At 69.6% G+C, this 22,808-nt stretch carries 20 protein-coding genes, 1 tRNA gene and 1 pseudogene; 10 read left to right on the top strand and 12 right to left on the bottom strand.

The features are described from left to right. The 5 genes and pseudogenes from AB0B89_RS22125 to AB0B89_RS22145 all read left to right on the top strand — a co-directional run. A pseudogene (locus tag AB0B89_RS22125) lies at positions 1-934 on the top strand (hypothetical protein); the annotation flags it as partial. A gap of 105 nt (positions 935-1,039) precedes the next feature. Further along, on the top strand, positions 1,040-2,443 hold the full coding sequence (locus AB0B89_RS22130; RefSeq protein WP_358555817.1) for a DUF2510 domain-containing protein: 1,404 nt from the start codon (positions 1,040-1,042) through the stop codon (positions 2,441-2,443). Between the two features lie 21 nt (positions 2,444-2,464). Then, positions 2,465-3,061 carry an oligoribonuclease gene (gene orn / locus AB0B89_RS22135; RefSeq protein ID WP_358555820.1) on the top strand — a complete coding sequence of 199 codons (597 nt, stop codon included), beginning with the start codon at positions 2,465-2,467 and terminating at the stop codon, positions 3,059-3,061. A gap of 73 nt (positions 3,062-3,134) precedes the next feature. After that, positions 3,135-3,210: transfer RNA gene (locus AB0B89_RS22140), tRNA-His, on the top strand. 197 nt (positions 3,211-3,407) lie between these two features. Beyond that, positions 3,408-3,638 (top strand): response regulator transcription factor, encoded by a 231-nt coding sequence (locus AB0B89_RS22145; RefSeq protein WP_358555822.1) that lies wholly within the window; start codon positions 3,408-3,410, stop codon positions 3,636-3,638. 18 nt (positions 3,639-3,656) lie between these two features. Here AB0B89_RS22145 and lat read toward each other — a convergent pair whose 3' ends face one another. Then, positions 3,657-4,955 (bottom strand): L-lysine 6-transaminase, encoded by a 1,299-nt coding sequence (gene lat, locus AB0B89_RS22150; protein WP_358555825.1) that lies wholly within the window; start codon positions 4,953-4,955, stop codon positions 3,657-3,659. 124 nt (positions 4,956-5,079) lie between these two features. After that, a complete protein-coding gene (locus AB0B89_RS22155) occupies positions 5,080-5,658 on the bottom strand; it encodes an HdeD family acid-resistance protein (RefSeq protein WP_358555828.1) in 579 nt (192 codons plus the stop codon). A 213-nt stretch (positions 5,659-5,871) separates the two neighbouring features. Here AB0B89_RS22155 and AB0B89_RS22160 point away from each other — a divergent pair, with 213 nt between their 5' ends. Continuing rightward, the gene (locus tag AB0B89_RS22160; RefSeq protein WP_358555831.1) at positions 5,872-7,092 is read left to right on the top strand and encodes a M20 family metallopeptidase; all 1,221 of its coding nucleotides are present in this window, start codon (positions 5,872-5,874) and stop codon (positions 7,090-7,092) included. Here the strand turns inward: AB0B89_RS22160 and AB0B89_RS22165 are convergent. Further along, positions 7,066-7,746: a hemolysin III family protein gene (locus AB0B89_RS22165; protein WP_358555834.1), complete on the bottom strand. Its 681-nt coding sequence runs from the start codon at positions 7,744-7,746 to the stop codon at positions 7,066-7,068. The two genes, AB0B89_RS22160 and AB0B89_RS22165, sit on opposite strands and share 27 nt — an antisense overlap. A 141-nt stretch (positions 7,747-7,887) precedes the next feature. Continuing rightward, a complete protein-coding gene (locus AB0B89_RS22170; protein WP_358555837.1) occupies positions 7,888-9,441 on the bottom strand; it encodes a penicillin-binding transpeptidase domain-containing protein in 1,554 nt (517 codons plus the stop codon). Between the two features lie 62 nt (positions 9,442-9,503). Between AB0B89_RS22170 and AB0B89_RS22175 the strand changes: the two genes are divergently transcribed. Then, positions 9,504-10,355 (top strand): fused MFS/spermidine synthase, encoded by an 852-nt coding sequence (locus tag AB0B89_RS22175; RefSeq protein ID WP_358555840.1) that lies wholly within the window; start codon positions 9,504-9,506, stop codon positions 10,353-10,355. 398 nt (positions 10,356-10,753) lie between these two features. After that, a complete protein-coding gene (locus tag AB0B89_RS22180) occupies positions 10,754-11,320 on the top strand; it encodes a hypothetical protein (RefSeq protein WP_358555843.1) in 567 nt (188 codons plus the stop codon). A 141-nt stretch (positions 11,321-11,461) separates the two neighbouring features. Here the strand turns inward: AB0B89_RS22180 and AB0B89_RS22185 are convergent, their stop codons facing one another. The 3 genes from AB0B89_RS22185 to AB0B89_RS22195 form a co-directional block, all read right to left on the bottom strand. Continuing rightward, positions 11,462-11,755 carry a 4a-hydroxytetrahydrobiopterin dehydratase gene (locus AB0B89_RS22185; protein WP_358555846.1) on the bottom strand — a complete coding sequence of 98 codons (294 nt, stop codon included), beginning with the start codon at positions 11,753-11,755 and terminating at the stop codon, positions 11,462-11,464. A 12-nt stretch (positions 11,756-11,767) separates the two neighbouring features. Then, complete coding sequence (locus AB0B89_RS22190) at positions 11,768-12,313, bottom strand: peroxidase-related enzyme (RefSeq protein ID WP_358555849.1); 546 nt, start codon at positions 12,311-12,313, stop codon at positions 11,768-11,770. Positions 12,314-12,515: 202 nt separating this feature from the next. Beyond that, positions 12,516-14,582 (bottom strand): M6 family metalloprotease domain-containing protein, encoded by a 2,067-nt coding sequence (locus AB0B89_RS22195; protein WP_358555852.1) that lies wholly within the window; start codon positions 14,580-14,582, stop codon positions 12,516-12,518. Positions 14,583-14,764: 182 nt separating this feature from the next. Here AB0B89_RS22195 and AB0B89_RS22200 point away from each other — a divergent pair, with 182 nt between their 5' ends. After that, positions 14,765-15,958, top strand: coding sequence for a helix-turn-helix domain-containing protein (locus AB0B89_RS22200; RefSeq protein ID WP_358555855.1), 1,194 nt, complete (start codon positions 14,765-14,767; stop codon positions 15,956-15,958). Positions 15,959-16,007: 49 nt separating this feature from the next. On the opposite strand, the gene AB0B89_RS22205 is transcribed toward AB0B89_RS22200, so the two are convergent. The 3 genes from AB0B89_RS22205 to ngcE are packed head-to-tail and all read right to left on the bottom strand — an operon-like array spanning position 16,008 to position 19,327. After that, positions 16,008-16,916, bottom strand: a complete 909-nt coding sequence (locus AB0B89_RS22205; RefSeq protein WP_358555858.1) for a carbohydrate ABC transporter permease — start codon at positions 16,914-16,916, stop codon at positions 16,008-16,010. After that, the gene (locus AB0B89_RS22210) at positions 16,916-17,869 is read right to left on the bottom strand and encodes a sugar ABC transporter permease (protein ID WP_358555860.1); all 954 of its coding nucleotides are present in this window, start codon (positions 17,867-17,869) and stop codon (positions 16,916-16,918) included. Before AB0B89_RS22210 ends, AB0B89_RS22205 begins: the two co-directional genes overlap by 1 nt. A 6-nt stretch (positions 17,870-17,875) precedes the next feature. Continuing rightward, complete coding sequence (gene ngcE / locus AB0B89_RS22215; protein ID WP_358555863.1) at positions 17,876-19,327, bottom strand: N-acetylglucosamine/diacetylchitobiose ABC transporter substrate-binding protein; 1,452 nt, start codon at positions 19,325-19,327, stop codon at positions 17,876-17,878. Between the two features lie 485 nt (positions 19,328-19,812). Here ngcE and AB0B89_RS22220 point away from each other — a divergent pair, with 485 nt between their 5' ends. After that, positions 19,813-21,048: a DUF4032 domain-containing protein gene (locus tag AB0B89_RS22220; RefSeq protein ID WP_358555866.1), complete on the top strand. Its 1,236-nt coding sequence runs from the start codon at positions 19,813-19,815 to the stop codon at positions 21,046-21,048. A gap of 80 nt (positions 21,049-21,128) precedes the next feature. Here the strand turns inward: AB0B89_RS22220 and AB0B89_RS22225 are convergent, their stop codons facing one another. Further along, positions 21,129-21,629: a DUF523 domain-containing protein gene (locus AB0B89_RS22225; RefSeq protein WP_358555869.1), complete on the bottom strand. Its 501-nt coding sequence runs from the start codon at positions 21,627-21,629 to the stop codon at positions 21,129-21,131. Between the two features lie 59 nt (positions 21,630-21,688). Continuing rightward, the gene (locus tag AB0B89_RS22230; RefSeq protein WP_358555872.1) at positions 21,689-22,564 is read right to left on the bottom strand and encodes an alpha/beta hydrolase; all 876 of its coding nucleotides are present in this window, start codon (positions 22,562-22,564) and stop codon (positions 21,689-21,691) included. Positions 22,565-22,808 lie beyond the last annotated feature (244 nt).

Raw genomic sequence — 22,808 nt, forward strand, 5'->3', positions numbered from 1 at the left:
TCCACGCGCGGCCCAGCTGTTCGACCGGGCCGCGGCGACCGCCACGACGCACGGCCTGAGCGCCGCCAGGGACGCCCTGGTCAGCGGGCGCGATCTGCTGCCCACGGGGTTCACCACCCGCGAGCGGCTCGTACGGACCATCCAGTGGTGGTCGGCGAGCGACGTCCCGACCGCGGAGCCTGCGCGACCGTCCGGCTTCTTCGGCACGGGCGGGGAGAGCGGCGAGGTCGTCACCCTTCTCTACGCGGGGGGCGCGGCCGCCGCCGGCATCGCGGGGGCGGGGTACGAGGGGGCGACGCCCGCCGGTACGGCCCCTTCCACCCGCTCGACCGGCCCCACGGCCGCTTCCGCCGGTTCGACCGGCCCCGAGGCCGCCGCCTCGGGCCCGACCGGCCCCACGGAGGCGGCGCGGAGCGGTGAGATGCGCTTCGGCCCGGGGGTGCCGACCGGCACGACGGCCGCCCAGATCTGGCGGTCCGGGCGCGAGCAGGTCACCGTGCCCGCCAACGAGCGTCCGCGGCGGGCGCCCGCCAGGCGCCGCCGGGGCGGCGCGCTCTGGTCCGGCGCGGTGTTCGCGCTGGTCATCGCCGCGGCGCTGTTCCTGTGGTTCCAGCGCGGCGAGCCGCTCTCGGTCACGGCGGTCGAGGTGAAGACGCCGAAGGCGAAGGGCTGCGACATCATGGTCAACGTCATCGGTGTGATCACCACGAACGGGGCGGCGGGGCAGGTGTCCTACGAGTGGCTGCCCAGCGGCGAGCAGCCGGTCAAGCACACCGACTCGGTGCCGTCGGGGCAGTCCGCCCACCAGGTCAGCCTCAAGTGGGACGTGGGCGGCCGTGGCACCAAGAAGCTGACGGCCCGGCTGCGCGTCCTGTCGCCGGTCGCCTCGGGGGCCCGCCTGGAGGACAAGGCGTCGTTCACGTACAAGTGCTGATCCGTTCATCGTCCGGGCCGGGGGATGCGTGACCCGCTCGGGCGATGACGACCAGCCTTGCGCTCCAAATGCGCAAAAAGCGGCGATGTCACTATTCTGACGGGCATGACGCAGACCCCCGCCGGCTGGTACCCCGACCCATACGGAAGCCCCCAACTGCGTTGGTGGGATGGCACGCAGTGGACCGACGCCACTCACCCGCTGGAGGGCCCGGCGGGGCAGAGTGCGCCCGTGACCACCGGCCAGTGGGCACAGCCCGGCACTGGACCCCAGCAGCAGCCCGGCACGGGAACCCAGCCAGGCACAGGACCGCACTTCCAACCCGGCACGGGACCCCAGCCGGGCACAGGACCGCAGTTCCAGCCCGGCACGGGAACCCACTCGCAGCCCGGCACGGGAACCCAGCCGGGCACCGGGCAGCAGTTCCAGCCCGGCACGGGACCGCAGTCGCAGCCGGGAACGGGGGCTTACCCGCAGCCGGGAACGGGTCCCCAGCCCGGCCCGGGACCGCAGTTCCAGCCGGGAACGGGGGCATACCCGCAGCCGGGAACGGGGGCGTACGCCTTCGCGCCGCCCGGCGGGCAACAGGGGACGACGCCGCTCGGCGCGCCGGGCAGCCCGTACGGCGGGCCCTCGGGACCGCAGCAGTGGGGCAACCAGGGCGGCACGGCCCAGTTCACCGCGCCGGAATTCGGCCCCCAGGGACCCCCGCCGAGGAAGAAGAGCGTGCTCCCCTGGGTCCTCGGCGGCGGCGCCGTAGTGATCCTCCTGGTCGTGGCCCTGGTGGTAGGCATCAGCGTCGTCAACCGCGACAGCGGCAGCGACCCGGTCGCCGCCGTGACCCCGGCCCCGAGCACCACCGTCGAGCCCTCGGACCCGCAGATCACCCCGCCCCTGGAGACCACCCCCGCCCCGGACCCGAACTCCACGGACTTCCCTGCCGAGCTGCCGCAGCCCAAGGGCAACGTCATCAGCGACTCCCGCACGGGACTGTCGTACGCGTACCCCGGCACCGATTGGAGGGTGCCCAAGTGGTCCGACGTGAACGGCACCGGCCCCGCCGACCCGAACTTCCCGCAGTGGACCAGCGGCTTCGAGGCCGTCTCGCAGGAGAACTTCGACGGCGAGAACCACGACTGGATGGGCCAGGTCCTGACCAGCCGGCTGCCGGAGGCGTTCGACTACTCCGGCCCCCAGGATCTCCGCAACGTGACCGGCGCCGTGCTGATCGCCTACGAGAAGCTGTTCTACAGCCCCGCGCACAAGCGGAAGATCGTGAAGGACGCCGCGCTTGAGATCAGCGGCAAGAAGGCGTGGATCCTGCGGTTCGAGATGGACTTCACCGCCGAAGCCAAGAAGGGGGGCTGGAAGTTCCGGAAGGAAGAGGGCCTGTTCCTTCTGGTGGATCAGGGTTCCGGACAGCGACCTTCCATGTTTTACGCCTCCATACCCGACAATCTGGACACCTCGGTGATCGATCGCACACTGGACTCTCTCAAGGCCTCGTGACCGGGCACTACGCTGAGCATTATGAGTGACCTGTTGGTCTGGATCGACTGTGAGATGACCGGGCTCGATCTCGGCCGTGACGCGCTGGTCGAGGTCGCGTGCGTCGTGACCGACGGCGAGCTGAACCAGCTGGACGAGGGCGTGGACGTCGTCATCAAGCCGCCGCGGGAGGCGCTGGAGCAGATGTCGGAGGTCGTGCGCCAGATGCACACCTCCTCCGGCCTGCTCACCGCCCTCGGCGACGGCGTGACGCTCGCCGAGGCCGAGTCCATGGTGCTGGAGTACATCCGGCGGCATGTTCCCGAGCCGAAGAAGGCGCCGCTGTGCGGAAACTCCATCTCCACCGACCGCTCGTTCATCGCCCGTGACATGCCGGCTGTGGACGCCTACCTGCACTACCGCATGGTCGACGTCTCCTCGGTCAAGGAGCTGGTCCGCCGCTGGTATCCCCGCGTCTACTTCGCCTCCCCGGCCAAGCAGGGCGGCCACCGCGCGCTGGCCGACATCACCGAGAGCGTCCAGGAGATGAGGTACTACCGCGCCGCCGTCTTCGTGCCCCAGCCGGGCCCCGATTCGGCCACCGCACGCGAGGTCGCGGAAGCCATCGCCGGATCTTGACGCGCCACGGCGTCAGAACCTCCCAAAGCCCGCTACACTTTTCCCTGTGCCGCGGTGCTGACCGCGGAGCATGGTGGGTGTAGCTCAGTTGGCAGAGCGCCAGGTTGTGGTCCTGGATGTCGTGGGTTCAAGTCCCATCACTCACCCCATGCGGGCGATGGCCGGTCCAGACGGACCGGCCATCGTGCTTTTCCGGGCACTTCCGTCCTTTCACATGGATAGCAGCCCTTTTCAGGCATCTTGCCCCCCATAGATTGAAATGGCGGGCTATGCTCGCACAGAACCGCTACGCCGCCAGCGCGGGGGGCTCGGCGATCTGACAATGATTCGTGCCACCGGAGGCCGGATGAGTGTCGATGACGCCACGTACAACGAGCACGCGCACACCGGGTTGAGCAAACGCGAGGCCGAGGTGATGGAGCTGATCGCGACGGGCCACTCGAACGGAGAGATCGCACAACGGTTGTTCCTGAGCGAGAAGACGGTGAAGAACCACGTCAACCGCATCTACTCCAAGCTGGGCGCGGACTCCCGGGGGACCGCCATCGGCCTGTGGAGGGGAGACGCGTCCCGGTGACGGCGACGCGGGCGACCGTCAGGCGGGCACGGTCATCGCGTCCCGGACGGCCGCGAGCGCGCGGCGCAGCGCCGCGAGGCCGTACCGGATCTCCTCAGGGGTCACCGAGAGCGCGGGGCGGAGCCGCACGGACCGCTCCCCGCACGGCAGGACGAGCACTCCCTCGTCGTCGCGGAGCGCGGTGATCAGCCCATCCCGGCCGGAGGACACGTCGAAGGCGCACATGAGGCCCCTTCCCCTGCTGTTGAGCACCAGGCCGGGGAACGCGTCCTCCAGCCCCCGCAGGCCGTCGAGCAGGGTCTCCCCGAGCACTCCCGCACGGGCGATCAGCCCGTCGCGCTCGATGATCTCCAGCATCCGGCGGGAGCGCACCATGTCGACGAGGCCGCCGCCCCACGTGGAGTTGATCCGCCCGCTCACCTGGAAGACGTTGCCCTCGACCTCGTCCACCCTGCGACCGGCCATGATGCCGCCGACCTGGACCTTCTTGGCGAAGGCCACGATGTCGGGCGCGAGGCCGAGCTGCTGGTAGGCCCAGGGCGTGCCGGTGAGGCCGGCGCCGGTCTGCACCTCGTCGAGGACGAACAGGGCGTCCCGCTCGTGGCACAGGTCCTGGACGGCCCGCAGGAACTCGGGGCGCATGTGGTTGTCCCCGCCCTCGCCCTGGATGGGCTCGGCGATGAAGCACGCGATGTCGTGGGGGTGGCGGTCGAAGGCCTCCCGGGCCTGGGCCAGCGACCGCTCCTCGGCCGCCTCCACGTCCCCGAAGTGGATCGCGGGCACCTCGATCCTCGGCCAGTCGAAGGCGGGGAAGCGGTCGGTCTTGGCCGGCTCGGTGTTGGTCAGCGACAGGGTGTACCCGCTGCGGCCGTGGAAGGCGCGCGTGAGATGCAGCACCTTGGTCCCGAGCTCCCGGGGACGGCCGTGCGCCTCGTTGTGGCGGCTCTTCCAGTCGAAGGCGCACTTCAGGGCGTTCTCGACGGCCAGCGCGCCGCCCTCGACGAAGAACAGGTGGGGCAGCTCCGGGTCGCCCAGCACCCGGGCGAAGGTGTCGGCGAAGTCGGCGAGGTGGGCCGTGTACAGGTCGGAGTTCGCCGGCTTGTTGGCGGCGACCCGGCCGAGCAGCGCCAGGAACTCCGGATCGTCGTCGAAGGGGTTCACCCCGAGTGGGGCCGAGGCGAAGAACGTGTAGAAGTCGAGGTAGCGGCGGCCGGTGCCGGCGTCCACGATCCAGGATCCGCCGCTACGTTCGAGGTCGAGCTCCAGCCGGTAGCCGTCGACGAGAAGGTGGCGGGCCAGACGGTCGAGGACGCTCATGTGCCCTCCCAGATGCGGAGCTCGACACTTACGCCAGATTATTCCCCGCCGACCGGGCGCGTATGTTCACACTTTCCGGCACATCCGTTTTGCCACCGTAATTCTTTTGTCACCAGGGCGGCGTCTAGACGACGTGCGCGGCCGTTCCCGCGGTTCCCCTATGCCCCACGTCCCGGGCCCGGAAGGCCAGGAACAGCAACGAGACTCCGTACGCGATCGCGAAGATGCCGATCAGCCAGGTGAGCGCGAGAGCGCCGGCCGCCGGCCAGGCGAACAGCAGGATTCCGAAGATCACCGCCAGCACGCCGCTGATCATGTGCGTCCAGTCGGTGTCGCCGGCCGTCCTGCGCCTGATCCCCGTGACGATCTCGGCCACGCCCATGACGACCGCGTAGACGGCGATCAGCAGGAGCAGCACGAGCGCCGTGATGCCCGGCCAGACCCAGGCGACGATCCCCGCCAGGACGCCGATGACGCCGGAGACGATCATCCACGTCTTCGAGTCGCCGGGATGGGTCCCCCTGGCCGCCCCGATGAGCGTGAACACCCCGTTGACGATCGCGAAGGCGCCAAAGAGGATCACCAGCGTGAGGAGCGTGATCAGGGGCCAAACGATGGCCAGGATGCCGAACAGGATCCCGCAGGCACCGCGCACCGCGAGCACCCACCAGTGGTGGCCTACCTCGGCCCGCACATCTTGCATATCGTCCTCCTAGCTTGGCCGGGGGATTCATGATCGGCAATACGCTCATGGAACGACGACCACCTCAGCCCCACGTTTCCGTTCATATCCGGAAAGGACCTGTGACCAGACCAAATCAACGTCAAATGCTGTCCAGCACCTATCAAGCCCAGCAATATCGTGTGAACTGAACTGACATGGGACATGTCAGCGACAAGACCTGGAAGGACGCCGGTGTCACTTCGCGAAGCGGCCAAAGACCTCAGCAGCGAGCTCGTACGGCTGCGCCACGCACTGCACCGCGAGCCGGAGATCGGCCTGGACCTGCCGAGGACGCAGGAGAAGGTGCTCGGCGCGCTGGCGGGGCTGCCCCTTGAGGTGTCGACCGGCGAGCGGCTGAGCTCGGTCACCGCCGTGCTGCGCGGCGCGCGGCCCGGCCCGACCGTACTGCTGCGCGGCGACATGGACGCGCTCCCCGTGACGGAGCGGAGCGGCGCCCCGGTGGTCTCCGAGCTGGCCGGGCGCATGCACGCCTGCGGGCACGACCTGCACACCGCGATGCTGGCCGGCGCCGCGCACCTGCTCGCCGCCCGCCGCGACCGGCTGGCCGGCGACGTCGTTTTCATGTTCCAGCCCGGCGAGGAGGGCGAGGGCGGCGCGAAGATCATGATCGAGGAGGGCGTGCTGGACGCCTCGGGCCGCCGTCCCGTCGCCGCGTACGCCCTGCACGTGATCAGCTCGCTCCTGCCCCAGGGCGTCTTCGTCAGCCGGGGCGGGCCCATCATGGCCGCGGCCGACCGGCTGACGGTGACCGTACGCGGCTCGGGCGGGCACGGGTCGACCCCGCACCTGGCCAACGACCCGATCCCCGCCGCGTGCGAGATGGTCACCGCGCTGCAGACCATGGTCACGCGGGGCTTCGACGTGTTCGACCCAGTGGTGGTCACCGTGGGGAGCTTCCACGCCGGCACCACCGACAACGTCATCCCCGGCGAGGCCCGCTTCGAGGCGACGGTCAGGTCCTTCTCCGCGGCGGCGCACAGCCGCGTCCAGGAGCGGATCGTGAGGCTGCTGAGGGGCATCGCCGCCGCCCACGGCCTGGAGGTCGAGGCGGACTACGAGGTGAGCTACCCGATCACCGTCAACAGCGCCGCGGAGGCGGAGTTCGTCGGCGCCACCGTGCGCGAGGTGTTCGACGAGCGGCGGTTCATCACGGCGCCCCAGCCGTTCGCCGGCTCGGAGGACTTCTCCTTCGTCTGCGACGAGGTGCCGTCGGCGTTCGTCGCGCTCGGCGCCTGCCCGACGGGGGCCGACCCGTCGAAGGCCGCCTACAACCACGCGCCGGAGGCGGCCTTCGACGACGCCGTGCTGCCCGACGGCGCCGCGCTCTACGCCGAGCTCGCCACGCGCAGGCTCGCCCAGGAGGCCTCAGCCGGCGGCGTAGACGACCAGTGAGACGGCGATGTACTGGGCCACGTAGGCGGCCAGGGTGAAGGCGTGGAACACCTCGTGGAAGCCGAACCAGCGCGGCGAGGGGTCCGGGCGGCGCAGGCCGTAGACGAGGCCGCCGAGGCTGTACAGGACGCCGCCGAGGACCACGAACGCGACCGCCGCGACCCCGGCGCCCCCCACCAGCTGGGGCATCACGAAGACGGCTATCCAGCCGAGCGCGATGTAGAGCGCCGTGTAGAGCCAGCGGGGCGCGCCCATCCACACCGAGCGGAAGACGACCCCGGCGACGGCTCCCGTCCAGACCACAGAGAGCACGACCACCCGCACCGGCCCCTCCAGCGCGAGCAGCGCGAGGGGGGTGTAGGTGCCGGCGATGATCAGGTAGATGTTGGCGTGGTCGAGCCGTCGCAGGACCTCGGCCAGGCGCGAGGCCGGGCGGCCACGGTGGTAGGTCGCCGAGACGCCGAAGAGCAGGCCCGAGGTCACCGCGTAGACCGCGGCGGCCAGACGGGCCTGGAGGGTCGGCCCGAGGGCCACGAGGACGAACCCGGCGATCAGCGTCGCGGGGAGCGCCCCCGCGTGGAGCCAGCCACGCAGCTTCGGCGGGGGAACCGTTCGATCAGGGGAGACGGCGGGGCCTGCGGTCATTGTGGTCATCTCGACCTCCTCACAACCTACGCTAGCGTAACTTACGCTTACGTAGGTTGTGAGCTCGATCACGCGCTCAATGGGGTGCCCAGTCAGAGAGCGCCCGTATCGGAGCGTCCGTACGGAGAGCGCCCGTATGAGAGCGTCCGTTCAGAGGGCGTCCAGGAAGCGCGCGGCGATGGGGGCGGCGGCGTCCGGGCCAGTGCCGCCGTGCTCGACGAGCACCGCGAAGGCGAGGTCGCCCCGGTAGCCGACGAACCAGGCGTGGTCCTCCCCCGAGGAGGCCCGCGCCGTGCCGGCCTTGCCCGACACGCCCTCGGGAAGCCCGGACGGGGCGGCCGTCCCGTCCGGCACGACCGCCGTCATCATCGCCCGGAGCGGGCCCAGGACCTGCGGCGGCAGCTTCCTCGGCTTGGGGCGGCCGTCGGTCTCCAGCCGCCCGACGGCGTCCTCCGACATCAGCCTGGGCGGGCGCCAGGTGCCGTTCTGGACGGCTGCGGCTACCAGGGCCATGCAGAGCGGGGTGGCCCGCACCGAGTTCTGCCCGATGGCGTCAGCGCCCAGCTCGTCACCGTTGCCCGCGTCGCGCATGGACCCGCAGACCCCGCCGATGCCCGACTGCAGCTTCCCTCCGAACCCGAACTCCACCGCCTCCCGCCGGAGCCTGCCCTCCCCCAGATGCTCGACCGCGAGCCGGGTGAACGTGGTGTCGCACGACAGTGCGAACGCCTGCTGGAACGTCACCGTGCCGTGGTTCTCGTCACGGTAGTTGTCGAAGGTCTCCCCGTCCGGGCCCGTGTAGTGGGCCGGGCAGTCCACCTGCGTGTCCCCGGTCATCTGGCTGCCCAGCAGGGCCGCCGCCGTGATGATCTTGAACGTGGACCCGGGCGGATAGGGCTTGTAGAAGGCGCCCTGGCCGGGCAGCCGGTCGGCCACGGCCAGCACCTCCCCAGTGGACGGCCTGACCGCGACGATGGCGGCGGGGTCGGCGATGCGGTCGAGTGCCCGCGCCGCCGCGGCCTGCGTCCACCAGTCGAGGGTCGTGCGGAACGTCCGCTCGGCCGCCTGGCGGAAGACCACGAGCCTCCTGGACTTCCCTGTGGACGCCACCGCCTCGATCGCCCACCCCGTCGGCGGATCCACATAAAGGTCGTCGACCCTGCCGATGAGGTCCTCGAAGTACCTCTCGGCCCCGCTGTCGTGGGGCAGCGGCTTCCCCTGCCGGGTGAGCAGGTCGGTCCCCGGCACGGGGATCTCCTTCATGCGCAGCCGTTCGCTCGCCCCGAGCCCAGGATGGAGGGTCTCGGGCGTCCAGACCACTTTCCACCCGCCGTCCCTCACCGCCAGGTGCAGCACGGAGGAGAACTTCCACTGCCCCAGCTCCCCGATCTGCCTGATCCCGTCGAAGGGCAGGTCCGCGGACTGCTCGCCCCGGCGTACGACCGTGCCGGGCGTCAGCTTGATGGAGAGGATCTGCAGATCGGAGCTGAGGCGCCGGTGCTGGTCCAGGAAGTCGGACGGCGGGGACGCGACCAGTTCGCGCATCTCGCTGAGGTTCTCGGCCGCCCAGGCGTCGAGGTAGGCCTGGCCGGTCTCCTGGGGGCTTCCGGTCACCCGGCGCGAGTCGACGACCAGGGCCACGAGCGCCGCCGCGACGATGACGAGACTCACCACGACCAGAGCGAGCAGTCCTCGGCGGCGCATACGGTTCTCCCAAGAGTGCCGGTTATGGCACATCCCGATATATCAGAAGCCATGGAGATCGTGTGGGCAAGCGTAAGGCTGAGGTGACTCCCCTGCCGGGCCGTTACCCGGTGGACTTCGGCGAGGTGGAGCTCCTGCGGGACCTCGACCGGCCGAACGGCTGGCTGCTCAGCATGGCCGGGGTCCCCCAGTCGTACGTGGATCTCGGAGATCCCACGTATCTCGACTTCGAGTACGTCCGGCTCATGGCCGACGTGATCGACGCGATGGAGGAGGGCCCGCTGGACGTCGTCCACGTGGGCGCCGGCGCCTGCACGCTCCCCCGGTACGTCGCGGCGACCCGGCCCGGCTCCCGTCACATCGTGATCGAGCCGGACGGCCTGCTGGTGCAGCTCGTGAGGGACCAGCTCCACCTGAAGTCCGTGCCCCGGCTGAAGGTCCGCGTGGCCGACGGCCGCTCGGCCGCCGCCGGCCTGCACGACGCCTCGGCCGACCTGTTCATCCTGGACGCCTTCAGCGGCGCGACCATGCCGCTCGACCTCGCGACCGCCGAGTACATGGGAGACGTCGCCCGCGTCCTGAAGGACTCGGGCACGCTGCTGGTCAACATCGCCGACGGCAAGGGGCTGGCCTTCGCGCGCCGCGTGGTCGCGACCGTGCGCGGCACGTTCAGCCACGTGGCGCTGCTCGCCGAGCCCGGCGTCCTGCGCGGGCGCCGGTTCGGGAACCTCATCGTGGTCGCCTCGCCGGCCCCGCTGCCCCTCCAGGACCTGATCCGCAAGGCTGCGGGCGGCCTGACGCAGGCCCGCTGCGTGTACGAGGAGGGGCTGGTGAACTTCGTCGCCGGCGCGGCGCCGATCAAAGACGGCGACTCCGTCGTCTCCCCGGTTCCCCCTGCCGCCCTGTTCGAGTAGGCCCTTCGCCGCTGGCCGAACATTTAGCGAATCAGGTAAGACCACTTTCCCGATGCCAGAAACACGGCATTTATGGGAGACGATGCATTTTCACGTACATCTGCACGTGCATTTGCAGACTTCGATTGCATGTTCGTCGTCCGACGATGAACGCCCTCCCTATCGATAAATCAGGAGAATTAGCCGGAAACCGGTCATCTCCCCCGATTTCCACCCCCGCGACGATCATTCCGAACGCCATTCCAACCGCCATTCAAGCAGCTCAGAGCCACATAGCGATGATCTTTCACGAAATATCAGGCATAGCCGCTGCTGCCACATCGCCATGCCCTACGATTTGGCCTCACAAGGCAGAACAATGCCGAATGAAGTCGATTAGAAGGGCAAAAGAGTATATGATGCAGCGCGGCTCCCATAGCGAACCGCCTGACAGCCAGGCGGCGGCCCCCGTGCCTCCGTGGGCGAAACGCGCCGCGCGAGCGGTCGCCCGTCAGATCGTGGGCTTCACCAGCGGCGTGGCGGTGGCCGTCTCCGCCCCCCTCGTCGGCCAGGCCCTCAGCACCTGGTCACCGATCACCGCGGACATCGGCATAGAACGGCCGCACGACGGAACCCACGACAAGGCGCTGCCCTGCCTGACGGTCAGCGGGCACGGCACCCCTCAGGCCGGGTCGAAACTCGTCGTCGCGGTCCAGCAGAGCTACCCGGAGGCGGGTGCGATCACGTTCTTCCCCGACGTACGCGTCGTCGACGGGGAATGGCAGATAACGGTCCCCCTGAACGGGCCGGAGGACAGCTGGTTCACCATCAGAGCCGTGGTGCTCGACAGCGAGCAGGCGCATTACCTCGGCACGGTCGGGGGCACCGCGGGCATGTCCAGGTGGATATCGCCCACGATGCCCCCTGGTAGTGCGATTGCCGACTCGGTAGACGTTCAGCGCGGTCCTGGACAGATCTCCTGCTGAGCACCACCGAGGTGACCCGGTCGCTGGGCGGCGGCGTATGCCGCCGCCCAGAACCGGCGTCGGTAGAGCCTAGGGCACCCTGAGGCCCGCTATGCGCCGTTCCAAGCCGTTCCCTCTGGTCGCTCGGGTAGGTGCCCGCCTCTAGGCGCCGTGGTCGGCGGCGATGGCGTCGATCCTCGCGGCGAGTGTGAAGTCCATGTCGGTCAGCCCGCCGGCGTCGTGGGTCGTGAGGGCGATATGGAGCCGCCGCCACCGGATGTCGATGTCCGGATGGTGGTTGAGCTTCTCGGCCTGCTCGGCCACGTCGTTCACGATCGCGATGGCCGTCGGGAAATCGGGGGCGACCACCGTGCGCCGGATCTCGTCGCCCTCACGCCGCCACTCGGGTACTTCGTCGAGCCGGGTGGAAATCGCCGCGTCATCCAACCTGTCCATAGGAGGAGTCTTTCACGGCGACAGGCGGGACAGGTAACCGTCGGTGACGATCTGCTCGGCCATCTGGGCGTAGGCGGCGGGATCCTCGGGGGCGTACGTGCCAAGGCCGTCCACGTAGCGGTTGTACATGCAGAAGGCGGCGGCGATGAGCACGGTGTCGTGGATCTCCACGTCGGTGGCGCCGGCCTTGCGGGCGGCGGCGACGTGGTCCTCGGTGACCTCGGTGCCGAGCCTCTGGACCGCCCCGGCGATGTGCAGCAGCGCCTTCATCTTGTCGGAGACCGGGGCGGTGTCGACGTCCGAGCAGGCGTGGGCGACGGTCTCCGCACCTCCGGGCAACTGCGCCGCCGCGAATGCCTTGTGCGAGGCCGAGCAGAACTTGCACTGGTTGAGAGTGGAGACGTAGGAGGCGATGAGCTCGCGCTCACCTCGCGACAGCGTGTTGTCGTCGCGCAGCAGGGTCTCCGCGAGATCACTCAGCACCCTGCCCGTCTCGGGCCGGTACCGCATCAGGCCACGGATACCGGGAGCGTCGTTCCCCAACTCGATGTGCGGCATGGGAGCCTTCCCGGGCCGGGGCGGGCGGCACGCCGGAATGCCCGGCGGTGGACGCGCCCGCGTACGACCCTAGACGATCAGCTTTGCTCCATCTTTACCTCAAGCCTCGGGCGCGGGGAAGGGCGGAGGAGGGACGAAAAACGGGGTGGGCACGGCCTGCGTGAGGCCGTACCCACCGGTGTCGTTCACGAAGGCGGATCGCTCAGATGCCGACCATGTGGCAGGTGGCGGTGGCCTTCTTGGACGGGTCGCTCTCGGAGGTGGCGGTGAGCTTCAGCTTCGCCAGGAGGGCGCCGCCCTTGGCGCGCTGGGCGTAGACGGGCACGAGCGCCGTCTTGCCGAACTCCAGGGAGGACAGCTTGTTGGGCATCCAGGTCGACCAGCCCTTGCCGTCCACCGTGGCGGAGAGGCGGTAGACGTCCGACTTGAGGTACGAGCCGACATCCTCGGGATGCCGGCCCGCGGGCGTCGCCGCCTTACCGGTGTTGGTGAGCGGGAAGCGGCAGGCCGCCCACTCGGTGCCCTTGGCGATCGTGGCGCTCGGCAGCACGCTGACGCCCCGCTTCTGGGGACCGGCACCGTCCAGCGAGCGGACGGCGACGGTGTACGACAGCGTGCCCTTCTTGTCGCGCTGGAGGTCCAGCACGTAGAAGTGCAGGCGGTTGGCCTCGTCGACGTACTCGTACTCGCTGCCGGAGTCGGTGCCCGCGTGGAACAGGGCGTCCGAGAGCTGCCGGTAGTCGCCGACGGTGATCGGAACCCGCGTGCCGTCCGGCAGGACGTAGTCGGTCATGCCGATGTCCTGCGGGTTGGCGTCGATGACCCACTCGAACGGCGCCTGGTCCTGGTTCTTGGTCTTGGCCAGCAGCACCCCGGAGTCGGGCGTGAAGGAGTCGGCGCCGATCCGGTCCACGACCTCGATCGTGTAGTTCTGGTAGCCGCGACCGTCGCAGAGCGGGTCGGTCTGGATGCTGCACGCCGGGCTGAGGTCACCGGTGCCGAGCGTGATGTTCACGCCCGACAGGTCGTTCTTGCCGGGCTGGACCTCCCGCGCCGTCACCCGGGCGACGACCAGGCCCGATTCGGCCAGCGCCTCCCGCGAGAGCCGCAGGACGTTCTGCTCGTCGACCATCTCCAGCTTCAGCTTGTTCCTGAGCATGTGCTGAGCGCCCATCGAGCCGCCCCCGGTGGGCGGGATCGTCCACCGGCTGTGCGGGCCTCCGGGGCCGTTGAAGCTGCCCCGGCTGAGCATCTCCCAGATGCCGGTGTACGCGCGGCGAGCGGGCACGCCGAACGGGTTGTTGTAGTTGTCGCCGATGCCGAGGATGTGGCTGAACTCGTGGGCGTACACGCCCTGTCCCGAGCTCTCGGCCTGGGTGGAGGAACCCCCGCCGGCGTTGGGCCAGATGGTGGAGGCCGAGGCCCAGGAGGTCCAGTCCACGTACCGCGTCTTCGCCCAGTTGGGGAGGTTCGGATCCGGCGGCCCGAAGTCGTCGGTCACCTCCTCCTTCGTCGGGAACTTGATCGGCCCGAACTCCTGCCAGGTCGACGACTCGTCCTGGCCGGCGCTGAGGTAGAAGACGAAGTCGAACTTGCTCAGCTCGTCGTCACCCGCGGCGGCGGCCCAGGCGGCACGTCCGTCGGTGCGGATGTTGCGGTTGCAGGTGTCCCCCGCCGGGCAGGCGGTGCCGCCCTGGAACTCCATGGCGTACTCGTGGGACTTGCCCGGCATCTGGTAGGGCCCGAAGGCGTTGAGCTCGACGCCGTACCTGCCGCCGGAGTCCTCCATCCAGTACTCGTGGATGGTGTGGCCCCGGTTCAGCTTTCCGGGGGTGTTGAGGAAGTCCTGGTAGAACTTGGCCACCTGGTCGCGGGGGATGTCGTGCGCCTCGCTGCTCGGGTTGCCGAACACCGTGGACCTCGCCGGCTGCGTGACCACGAACGGCTGGTTCGGGTAGTCGAGCAGCACGAGAGCGCCCTTGAACGTGCGCTTGGACCCCTTGCCCGCGGGGTCGGACCAGCTGGTGCCGGGGACGGGCTTGTAGTCGTCCTCCCAGGTCATGTGGTCCGGGTTCTTCCAGTTCTGCGGGTCGATCGCGACCGGGCCACCGGGCTTCCCCTTGAACAGGGCCGCCGGCTCCTGTTCCTGCCAGGGCTGCCGCTGCGGCCAGTGATCGGCCTGCCATGGGTGCGCGGGCTCGGGGGGCGGCTCCGCCGAGGCGGGGACCGCCGCCAGTCCTACCGGACCGAGCGCGATCGCCAACAACATTACGGACAGCCGTCTTCTCCTGCGGTGAATCGACGACTCGGTCACGGCCTCACCTCTAACTCTGGGCCAGCACTCAGCGGGGACGCTACCGACGCTATTGACGGAGATCATCCGACACCTGTAGGGACTCTTGGGGGGGTTTGTCCTACATGCGATGAAACCGGCCGCTCAGGAGGCTTTCGATGTCCAACGGGCTGCAACGTATTGTGGACGGCTTGGCCGTCCAGCTCGGCAGGGCCGTAATGCTGGAGGACCGGTTACAGCACGTGCTCGCCTACAGCCGGCAGAAGGAGCCGCTGGACGACATCCGGCGCGACTCGATCCTGCGCCGCGAGACGACCCCCGAGGTGCGCGAGTGGCTGCGCGCCGCCGGGATCTTCGAGGCCGAGGGCCCGATCCGCACGCCGGGCGCCGCCGGTCTCGGCCTGCTGCCCCGGGTGTGCGTCCCCGCCCGGCACGGCGGACGGCTGCTCGGGTTCCTGTGGTTCATCGACGCGGGCCCGCCGATGTCGGAGGAGGAGATCGGCGTCGTCGCGGAGGTGGCCTCGGCCGTCGGGGTCGCGCTCTTCCACGAGAGCCTCGCCAACGGGCTCGCGGCGCACCGGGAACTGGACGCGGTCACCAGCGTGCTGCTCGGCACCCCCGGCGCCGCCGAGGCGGGCGCGCGGAGCCTCATCGAGGCGGGCGGCTTCCCGCAGTCCGAGCCGGTCACCGTGGCGGTCGCCAGGCCTCTCCTGGACGGGCAGGTCGACGAGCCGTTGCGGGAGGCGATGGAACGGGCGCTGCTGACCGTGCGGCACCGGCTCGGGCCGCGGCGCACGCTGCATCTGGTGCGGTACGACCACGCGGTGCTGCTGTTCTCCGGGGCCGCCCGCCCCGAGCAGATACACGCCGCGATGGAGTTTCCCGTGGTGGTGGGCACGGGCGACCCCCGCGCGCGCCTGGACCAGGCCGCCGAGTCGTACCTGGAGGCCGCGCGGGCGGCGGAGGTGGCGGCGCGCCTGCCCGCCCTCGGGCCGTCGGCCGAGTGGTCACGCCTGGGCGTCTACCGGCTGCTGACCCAGTTGCCGCCGGCCACTCTCAAGATCCACCCGGGCCTCGAACGCCTGCTCGCCGACGAGGCGCACCGCCCCCTGCTGGAGACGCTGGAGGCCTACCTCGACCTGGCTGGCAGCGCGCACGCCACCTCCGAGCGGCTGCGGCTGCACCGGACCTCGCTCTACTACCGCCTGCGGCGGGTGGAGGAGCTGGCGGGCACCGATCTGCGGGACGGTGGCGAGCGGCTCACGCTCCATCTGAGCCTGAAGCTCGCCCGCCTCCTCGGCCGCTACCCTGTGGCGGCCTCGGTACGGGCCGGCCGGGGCCCGTCCACGTGACGGCCACGTGACGGCCACGCGACGGCTCGACGGCTCGACGGCTCGACGGCTACTTGACGGCTCCGGCGGTGAGGCCGGACTGGATCTGCCGCTGGAAGATGATGTAGACGATCAGCATCGGGATGATCGCCATGCTCAGCGCGGCGAACAGACCGGGCCAGTCGGCCTCGTACCCGGCGGTCGTGTTGATGTTGGCGATGCCCTGGGTGATCAGCCACTTGTCCTCGACGCTGCCCGACAGCAGCACGATCGGCAGGAGGTACTGGTTCCACTGACCGAGGATGTTGAAGATCGTGATGCTGATCAGGCCCGGCCTGGCCATCGGCACCATGATCTGGAAGAACGTGCGGGTGTGCGAGGCGCCGTCCATCATGGCCGCCTCGGCCACCGAGTTGGGGAGCGTCTTGAAGAACGCCGTCAGGAAGAACACGGTGAACGGCAGCGAGTACGCGATGTAGACCAGGATCACGCCGATGTGGGTGTCGATCAGGCCGAGGTTGCGTACCACGAAGAACAGCGGGACCAGCGCCAGGAACACCGGGAACGACAGGCCCGACACGAACAGGTAGTAGATCGCCCGGTTGCCGAAGAACCTGTAGCGCGCCAGCACGTACGCGGCCATCGAGCCGAACAGCATCGTGAACAGCGTGCTCACGCCGACCACGAAGACCGTGTTCAGCATGTACCGCCCGATGTGGGCCTTCTCCCAGGCCCGGCCCCAGGAGGCCCAGCTGAAGTTGTCGGGCAGCGCGAGCGGCGCGTCGCCGACGATCTCGGGGTTGGTCTTGAAGGACGCGAGGAACGTCCACAGGATCGGGCCGACGACCAGGATCGTCCACACGATCAGCGCGATATGGGAGAGCGCCCCGAAGACGCCCGTCGGATTCTTCTGACGGCGGCGGGAGGCCGCGTGCGAGGCCTTGGCCACCCGGACCGCGTCGGTTTGGGTCGCCATCATCAGAGCTCGATCCTCTCGCGGCGCGTCACGCGCAGGCTGAGCGCGGCGAACGTGATGGTCAGGAAGAACAGGGCCACGCCCATCGCGGAGGCGTAGCCGAACTTGGAGAAGGTGAACGCCGTGCGCCAGATCTCCAGGGGCAGGACGGTGGTGGCGTTGTCGGGACCGCCGCGGTCGACCGAGAGCACCTGCACCAGGGCGAAGCAGTCGAAGGCCGCGATGCCGAGATAGACCCAGCCGACCTGGATCGTGTCCCAGATCAGCGGGAGCGTGATGCTGAAGAAGAGCCGGAACCGGCCCGCCCCGTCGAGTGCCGCGGCCTCGAAGACGTCGCTCGGGATGGCCGACATCCCCGCGGAGAACAGCACGACGTAGAAGCCCACGGACTGCCAGACCACGACGCCCATGATCGACCAGAGGGCGAGGTCGGTGTTGATCAGCCAGCCGACCGGGTTGACGCCCACCCACTTGAGCAGGCCGTTCAGCACGCCGGTCTGGTCGGGACGGTAGATCGCCTGGAACAGGACGCCCACGACGGCCACGGCCAGGACCTGGGGGAAGAAGTAGACCACCCGGTAGAACCTCGACCCCCGGACCCCGGTCATCCTCCCGCCCCTGCTGCCCCCTCCGAGGTTCAGCAGGAACGAGAAGAACAGCGCGATCGCGATGGTGATCAGCGGCATGGCGAGCAGCAGGAGCCCGTGGTGGCGCACGGCCGCCCAGAAGACGTCGTCGTCCAGCAGGCGGGTGAAGTTCTCGAACCCGATGAACTGCGGATTCGCGGAGATCCCCCGCCAGTTGGTCAGCGAGATGTAGAACGCCTGCGCGTAGGGGCTGATCACGAAGACCACGTAGAGGATCAACGGGATCGCCAGGAACGAGAAGATGAACCCGTACTTCCTGGCCCTCGCGCTGACCAGCCTCGCGGCGAGCCCGCCGTCGCCTTGCCGCATGATCTACTACACCGTCCGGTTCTGCTTGGTGGTGGAGGAGTCGGCCTTGACCGCGTCGGCCTTCTTCTGCATCTTGGCGCAGAACTCTTCGGCGGTGATGCGGCCGAACATCAGCGAGTTGGTCTGCTTGCGCAGCTCGGTCTCCAGCTCCTTGTACCAGTTCTCGAAGCTGCTGTAGGTGACGATGTTGGCGCCCGCGGCCGTCTGGGCGTCGTTGATGCTCTTGAGGCCCGGGGACAGCGAGAGGCCCTCGGCGGCGCCGACGACGACGGTGAGGCTGCCGGACTTCTCGGTGAAGCCCTTGGCGCCCTCCTTGGAGAGCATGATGCGGGCGTACTCAAGGGCGCCGGCGGTGTTCTTGCCCTTCGAGGGGATGATGTACGGCTCGCCCGCCGCGGAGCGGATGGCCTCGAACGGCATCTTGTCGGACGGGGTGAGGCTCGGGGTCGGCGTCACGGCGTACTCGAAGGTGTCGGGCGTGTTGCTCTTCTGCTCGTTCTCCAGCCAGGAGCCGGAGGGGTACAGCGCGACCTTGTCCTGGTTCTGACGGGTCTGGACCTCGGTGTGGATGAGGCCCTCGTAGCTCTTGTCCATGAACTTGCCGATTTCGGCCCACGCGGCGGCCGACTGCTTCACGGAGTCGCGGTTCCAGACGCCGTCTTCGAGGTTGTCGATGTCGATCAGGAGCTGGTTGCCCTCGATCTTCGCCGCCGTGATCAGGATCATCCAGTACTGGTAGTAGGAGGCGTTCTTGCCCGCGTAGGCGTACGGCGTGATGCCCGCCTTCTTGATGGTCTCGCAGAGGGTCTTGAACTCGTCGAATGTCTTCGGCGGGGTCCAGCCCTTCTCCTGGAAGAGCTTGCCGTTGTACCAGAGGCCGTATCCGCTGGAGACGTAGTTGAGGATGTACGGCTTGCCGGCGATGAGGCCCGACTCGACGGTGCCGGGGATCAGCGTGTCCCTGACCTTCTTGCTCGGGTCGTCGAGCGAGGGGGCGTCGAACAGCTGGGTGAGGTCGAGCAGCTGGCCCTCGGTCTGCAGGGCGCCGTTGTCCATCAGGTCGGAGCCGGAGTTGGCGATGAAGTCGGGGACGTCGCCGCTGGCGAAGCGGGGCTGCAGCGTCTGGGCGATCTGCTGCGTGGCGACGTGCTTGACGGAGGCCTTCGGGAACTCCTTCTTGTACAGCGGCTCGTGCACGTCGGTGGCGTAGCTGTCGCCGAGACCGCCCTTGAAGATGACGACTTCGAGGGGGGCGTCCGCCGCGACCCCGAAGGGGTTGGCCGCCGAGGTCGCGGCGCCGCCGGCCGTGGCGGTCGGGGAGGCCGCGGAGTTGCCTCCGCTGGTCGCACAGGCGCTCAGCATGCTCGCCGCCGGTCCTGCGACGAGTGCGGTGAGGCCGATCCGGCGGAGCATCTGCCGCCGGGTGATCTCTCGGGGCGTGCCGGCGGAGTTGGACATGCGACCCTCCAGGAATGGGGCAATCAATTAGGAAAGTTTCCTAAACGTTTGAGGAACGTACGTCCATCCCGGTACAGCGTCAAGTGGTATGGGCCAACCCGTGATCGAGCTGTAGCCGACCAGCAAACGACCCGCGACAGAGGGGGACGTCCGACACCTTGTGAAACTCCTCCGTAACCTAGCAACAGCACAGGTCACCGCCCGATGATGGCACAAATTGAAGCCGAATCGACACCCCTTTGACCCGGTCTAGACCAGTGAAGTCGGGGCGGCTCGTCATGCCGCCAGAGGTCCGGTATGCCACCCCTCCGGCCCATCCTGCCGGTGACCGAAAGTGAGGGCGCGAGCGCGCGGCGTCGGCGGCCGGGGTGAGACCTCGGGGTCCGCGCGAGACGCGGGCGTCCACGGACCGGACCGGGCTGCGGCCGGACCCGCGAAGCGGCTAGCGTCGAACCCAACATCCCCGACATTCGAGGAGCAATGGGTTGCCGCTCCAGATGATTGGCGCTCCCAGCGATCCCGACCTCATCCGTCTGCCTTGGGACCTTCCCCTGGAGAGCTGGCCCGAGCACCACCTCGTGACCCTGCCGCGCGGCATCTCCCGGCACGTCGTCCGGTTCGCCCGGCTGTCCGGGCGGGTCTACGCGATCAAGGAGATCAGCGAGCGGTACGCCAAGCGGGAGTACCAGCTCCTGTGGGACCTGAGCCGGCTCGACACCCCGTCCGTCGAGCCCGTGGCGGTCGTCACCGGCAGGACGGACGCCTCCGGCGAGCCGCTGGACTCGGCGCTGATCACCCGGCACCTGCAGTTCTCGCTCCCCTACCGCGCGATGCTGTCGGGCACGCTCCGGCCGGACACGCTGATCCGCCTGCTGGACGCGCTGGCCGTGCTGCTCGTACGGCTGCACCTGGCCGGGTTCTACTGGGGCGACTGCTCGCTGAGCAACACGCTCTTCAGGCGGGACGCGGGAGCGTTCGCGGCGTACCTGGTGGACGCGGAGACCGGCGAGCTGCACCCGGTGATCAGCGAAGGCCAGCGCACCCACGACATCGAAGTCGCCTATATCAACATCTATGGGGAAATGCTGGACCTGGAGGCGGGAGGGTTCCTACACCCCTCGATCGACCCTCTCGCGTTCGCCGACCAGCTCTGCGAGCGCTACCACCGGCTCTGGGACGAGCTCACGCAGGAGGAGATCGTCGAGGACGTCGAGTGGCATCTCATCGACCAGCGGATCCGGCGGCTGAACTCGCTCGGCTTCGACGTCGCCGAGATGATGGTCAGGCGCAAGGCGGGCACCGCCCGGCTGATCGTACGGCCGAAGGTCGTGGACGCCGGGCACCACCAGCGCCGCCTGCTCCGCCTCACCGGGCTCGACGTCGAGGAGAACCAGGCCAGGCGGCTGCTCAACGACCTCGACTCCTTCCGGGTCGCCAAGGGGCTCCGCCACGAGGACGAGGCGATCGTCGCGCACCGCTGGCTCGCCGAGACCTTCCAGCCGACCGTGCACATGATCCCGCAGAACCTGCGCGGCAAGCTGGAGCCCGCGCAGCTCTTCCACGAGGTGCTCGACCACCGGTGGTTCATGTCGGAGGCCGAGGGCCACGACGTCGGCCTGGACGCGGCCCTGCGGTCGTACGTCGACACCGTTCTGGTGTACAAGCCCGACGAGAAGGCCATCATCGGCGACGAATCCACCGTGGACCCGGTCAGCCCCTGACCGCCTCCGTCCGCGAACCCGGCCGGTCCCCGACCCCCACCGCCTCCGAACCGCGACCGGCCTTCCGGCGCGGCGAGGGCTCAGCCGGTGCCTTCCAGCTCGCCGAGATACCCGGCGGCCTCCGCGATGCGGTCCTCGCCGAAGACGCGGACGCCGTCGGCCTCCAGCAGGGCGGCGGTCACCCCGGCGCCGGGCGTGACGTTCCCCCGGAAGGTGCCGTCGTGGATGCGCAGGCTGCCGCAGGAGGGGCTGCCGTCCTTCAGCAGGGCGATCTTGATGCCCGTCGACCGGACCAGGGCGAGGGCGGAGCGGGCCCCCGCGAGGAAGTGGCGCGTGACGTCGTCGCCCTCGGGCGTGAGGATCCGCGCCGCGCCGGCCAGCACGGCCGCGCCGCCGGCGCCTCCCTCGATCTCGGCGGGCGGCCTCGGCACGGGGAGCCCGCCCTCGACCTCGGGGCAGAAGGGCACGAGCCGCCCCTCGGCGCGCCAGCCCGCGAGCAGCGCGTCGTCGACGGTCCTGGCACGCCCGTCGAAGCGCACCGGCCGCCCCACCAGGCACGCGCTGACGAGGATCCTCTCCACCCCACCACGGTAACCCGCGAGACCCGTCCGCTCGACGGCCTCGCCGTGCGCTTCGAGGGCTACAGGCGATCGGCGCGCTCGGTCAGCTCGGTGACGGCGGTGGCGATGTCCGGCCACAGCGGGCGCGGCAGGTCGTGGGCCATCCCGGGGAAGGTCAGGAGCTTGGCGCCGGGGATCGCGTCGGCCGTGGCGACGCCACCCGGAAGCTGGATCAGCGGGTCGGCCTCGCCGTGGATCACCAGAGCGGGCACCGACAGCTCGCGGAGGGCGGCGGTGCGGTCGCCGGAGGCCATGATCGCCGCCAACTGGCGGCCGAACCCCGCGGGGTCGTAGCAGCGGTCGAAGCTCTGGCCCGCGACCCTGGTGATCCCTTCCTCGTCCATCGGGAAGCCGGGCGAGCCGATGACCTTCCACACCTCCACGGCGCGGCGGACGACCGCCTCCCGCTCCGGGGCCGACCGCGACAGGAGCGCGGCCATCGCCTGCTCGGTCGGCCCCCCGATCTGCGGGCCGGGCGTGGACATGATGGAGGTGAGGCTGCGGGTCCTGGCCGGGTGCGCGATGGCGAACGCCTGGGCGATCATCCCGCCCATCGACACCCCGAGCACGTGGGCGCTCGCCCAGCCGAGCGCGTCCAGCAGCCCGGCCGCGTCGTCGGCCATGTCGCCGAGCAGGTACGGGACCGCGGGTGCGCCGCCGTCGGACGCCGCGCCGAGGTAGGGCATGTCGGCCTCGTGGAAGTGGGTCGACAGGCCCGCGTCCCGGTTGTCGAAGCGGACGACGTGGTGCCCTCGCTCGGCGAGCAGCTCGCAGAACTCCTCGTCCCAGTGGATCATCTGGGAGCCGAGCCCCATGATCAGAAGTAGCGGGCGCCCGCTCGGGGAGCCGAAGGCGTCGTACACGATCTCGATGTCGTTCGCGGTCACGCGGTTCATGAGAACAGAATTCCATTCTGTTTCATGCGGCGGCAAGTCCCGTCTTCACCCGAAGACCGCCCGTAGACCGCCCGTAGACCACCCGAAGACCGCGCGAAAGCCGCCCGGAAGCCGCCTTGACGACGACGACGGCGGCGGGCGCCCCGGGGCGCCCGCCCCCGGGCGGCGCGGGCGGGCCGGGGTGCTGCCTGGGGGACGGGGGGTTTGGGTAGAGCGGGGGGGTGGGGAGGGGGGGGGGCTAGTG

It is taken from the genome of Sphaerisporangium sp. NPDC049002, from assembly GCF_040649355.1.
Taxonomy (GTDB): Bacteria; Actinomycetota; Actinomycetes; order Streptosporangiales; family Streptosporangiaceae; genus Sphaerisporangium.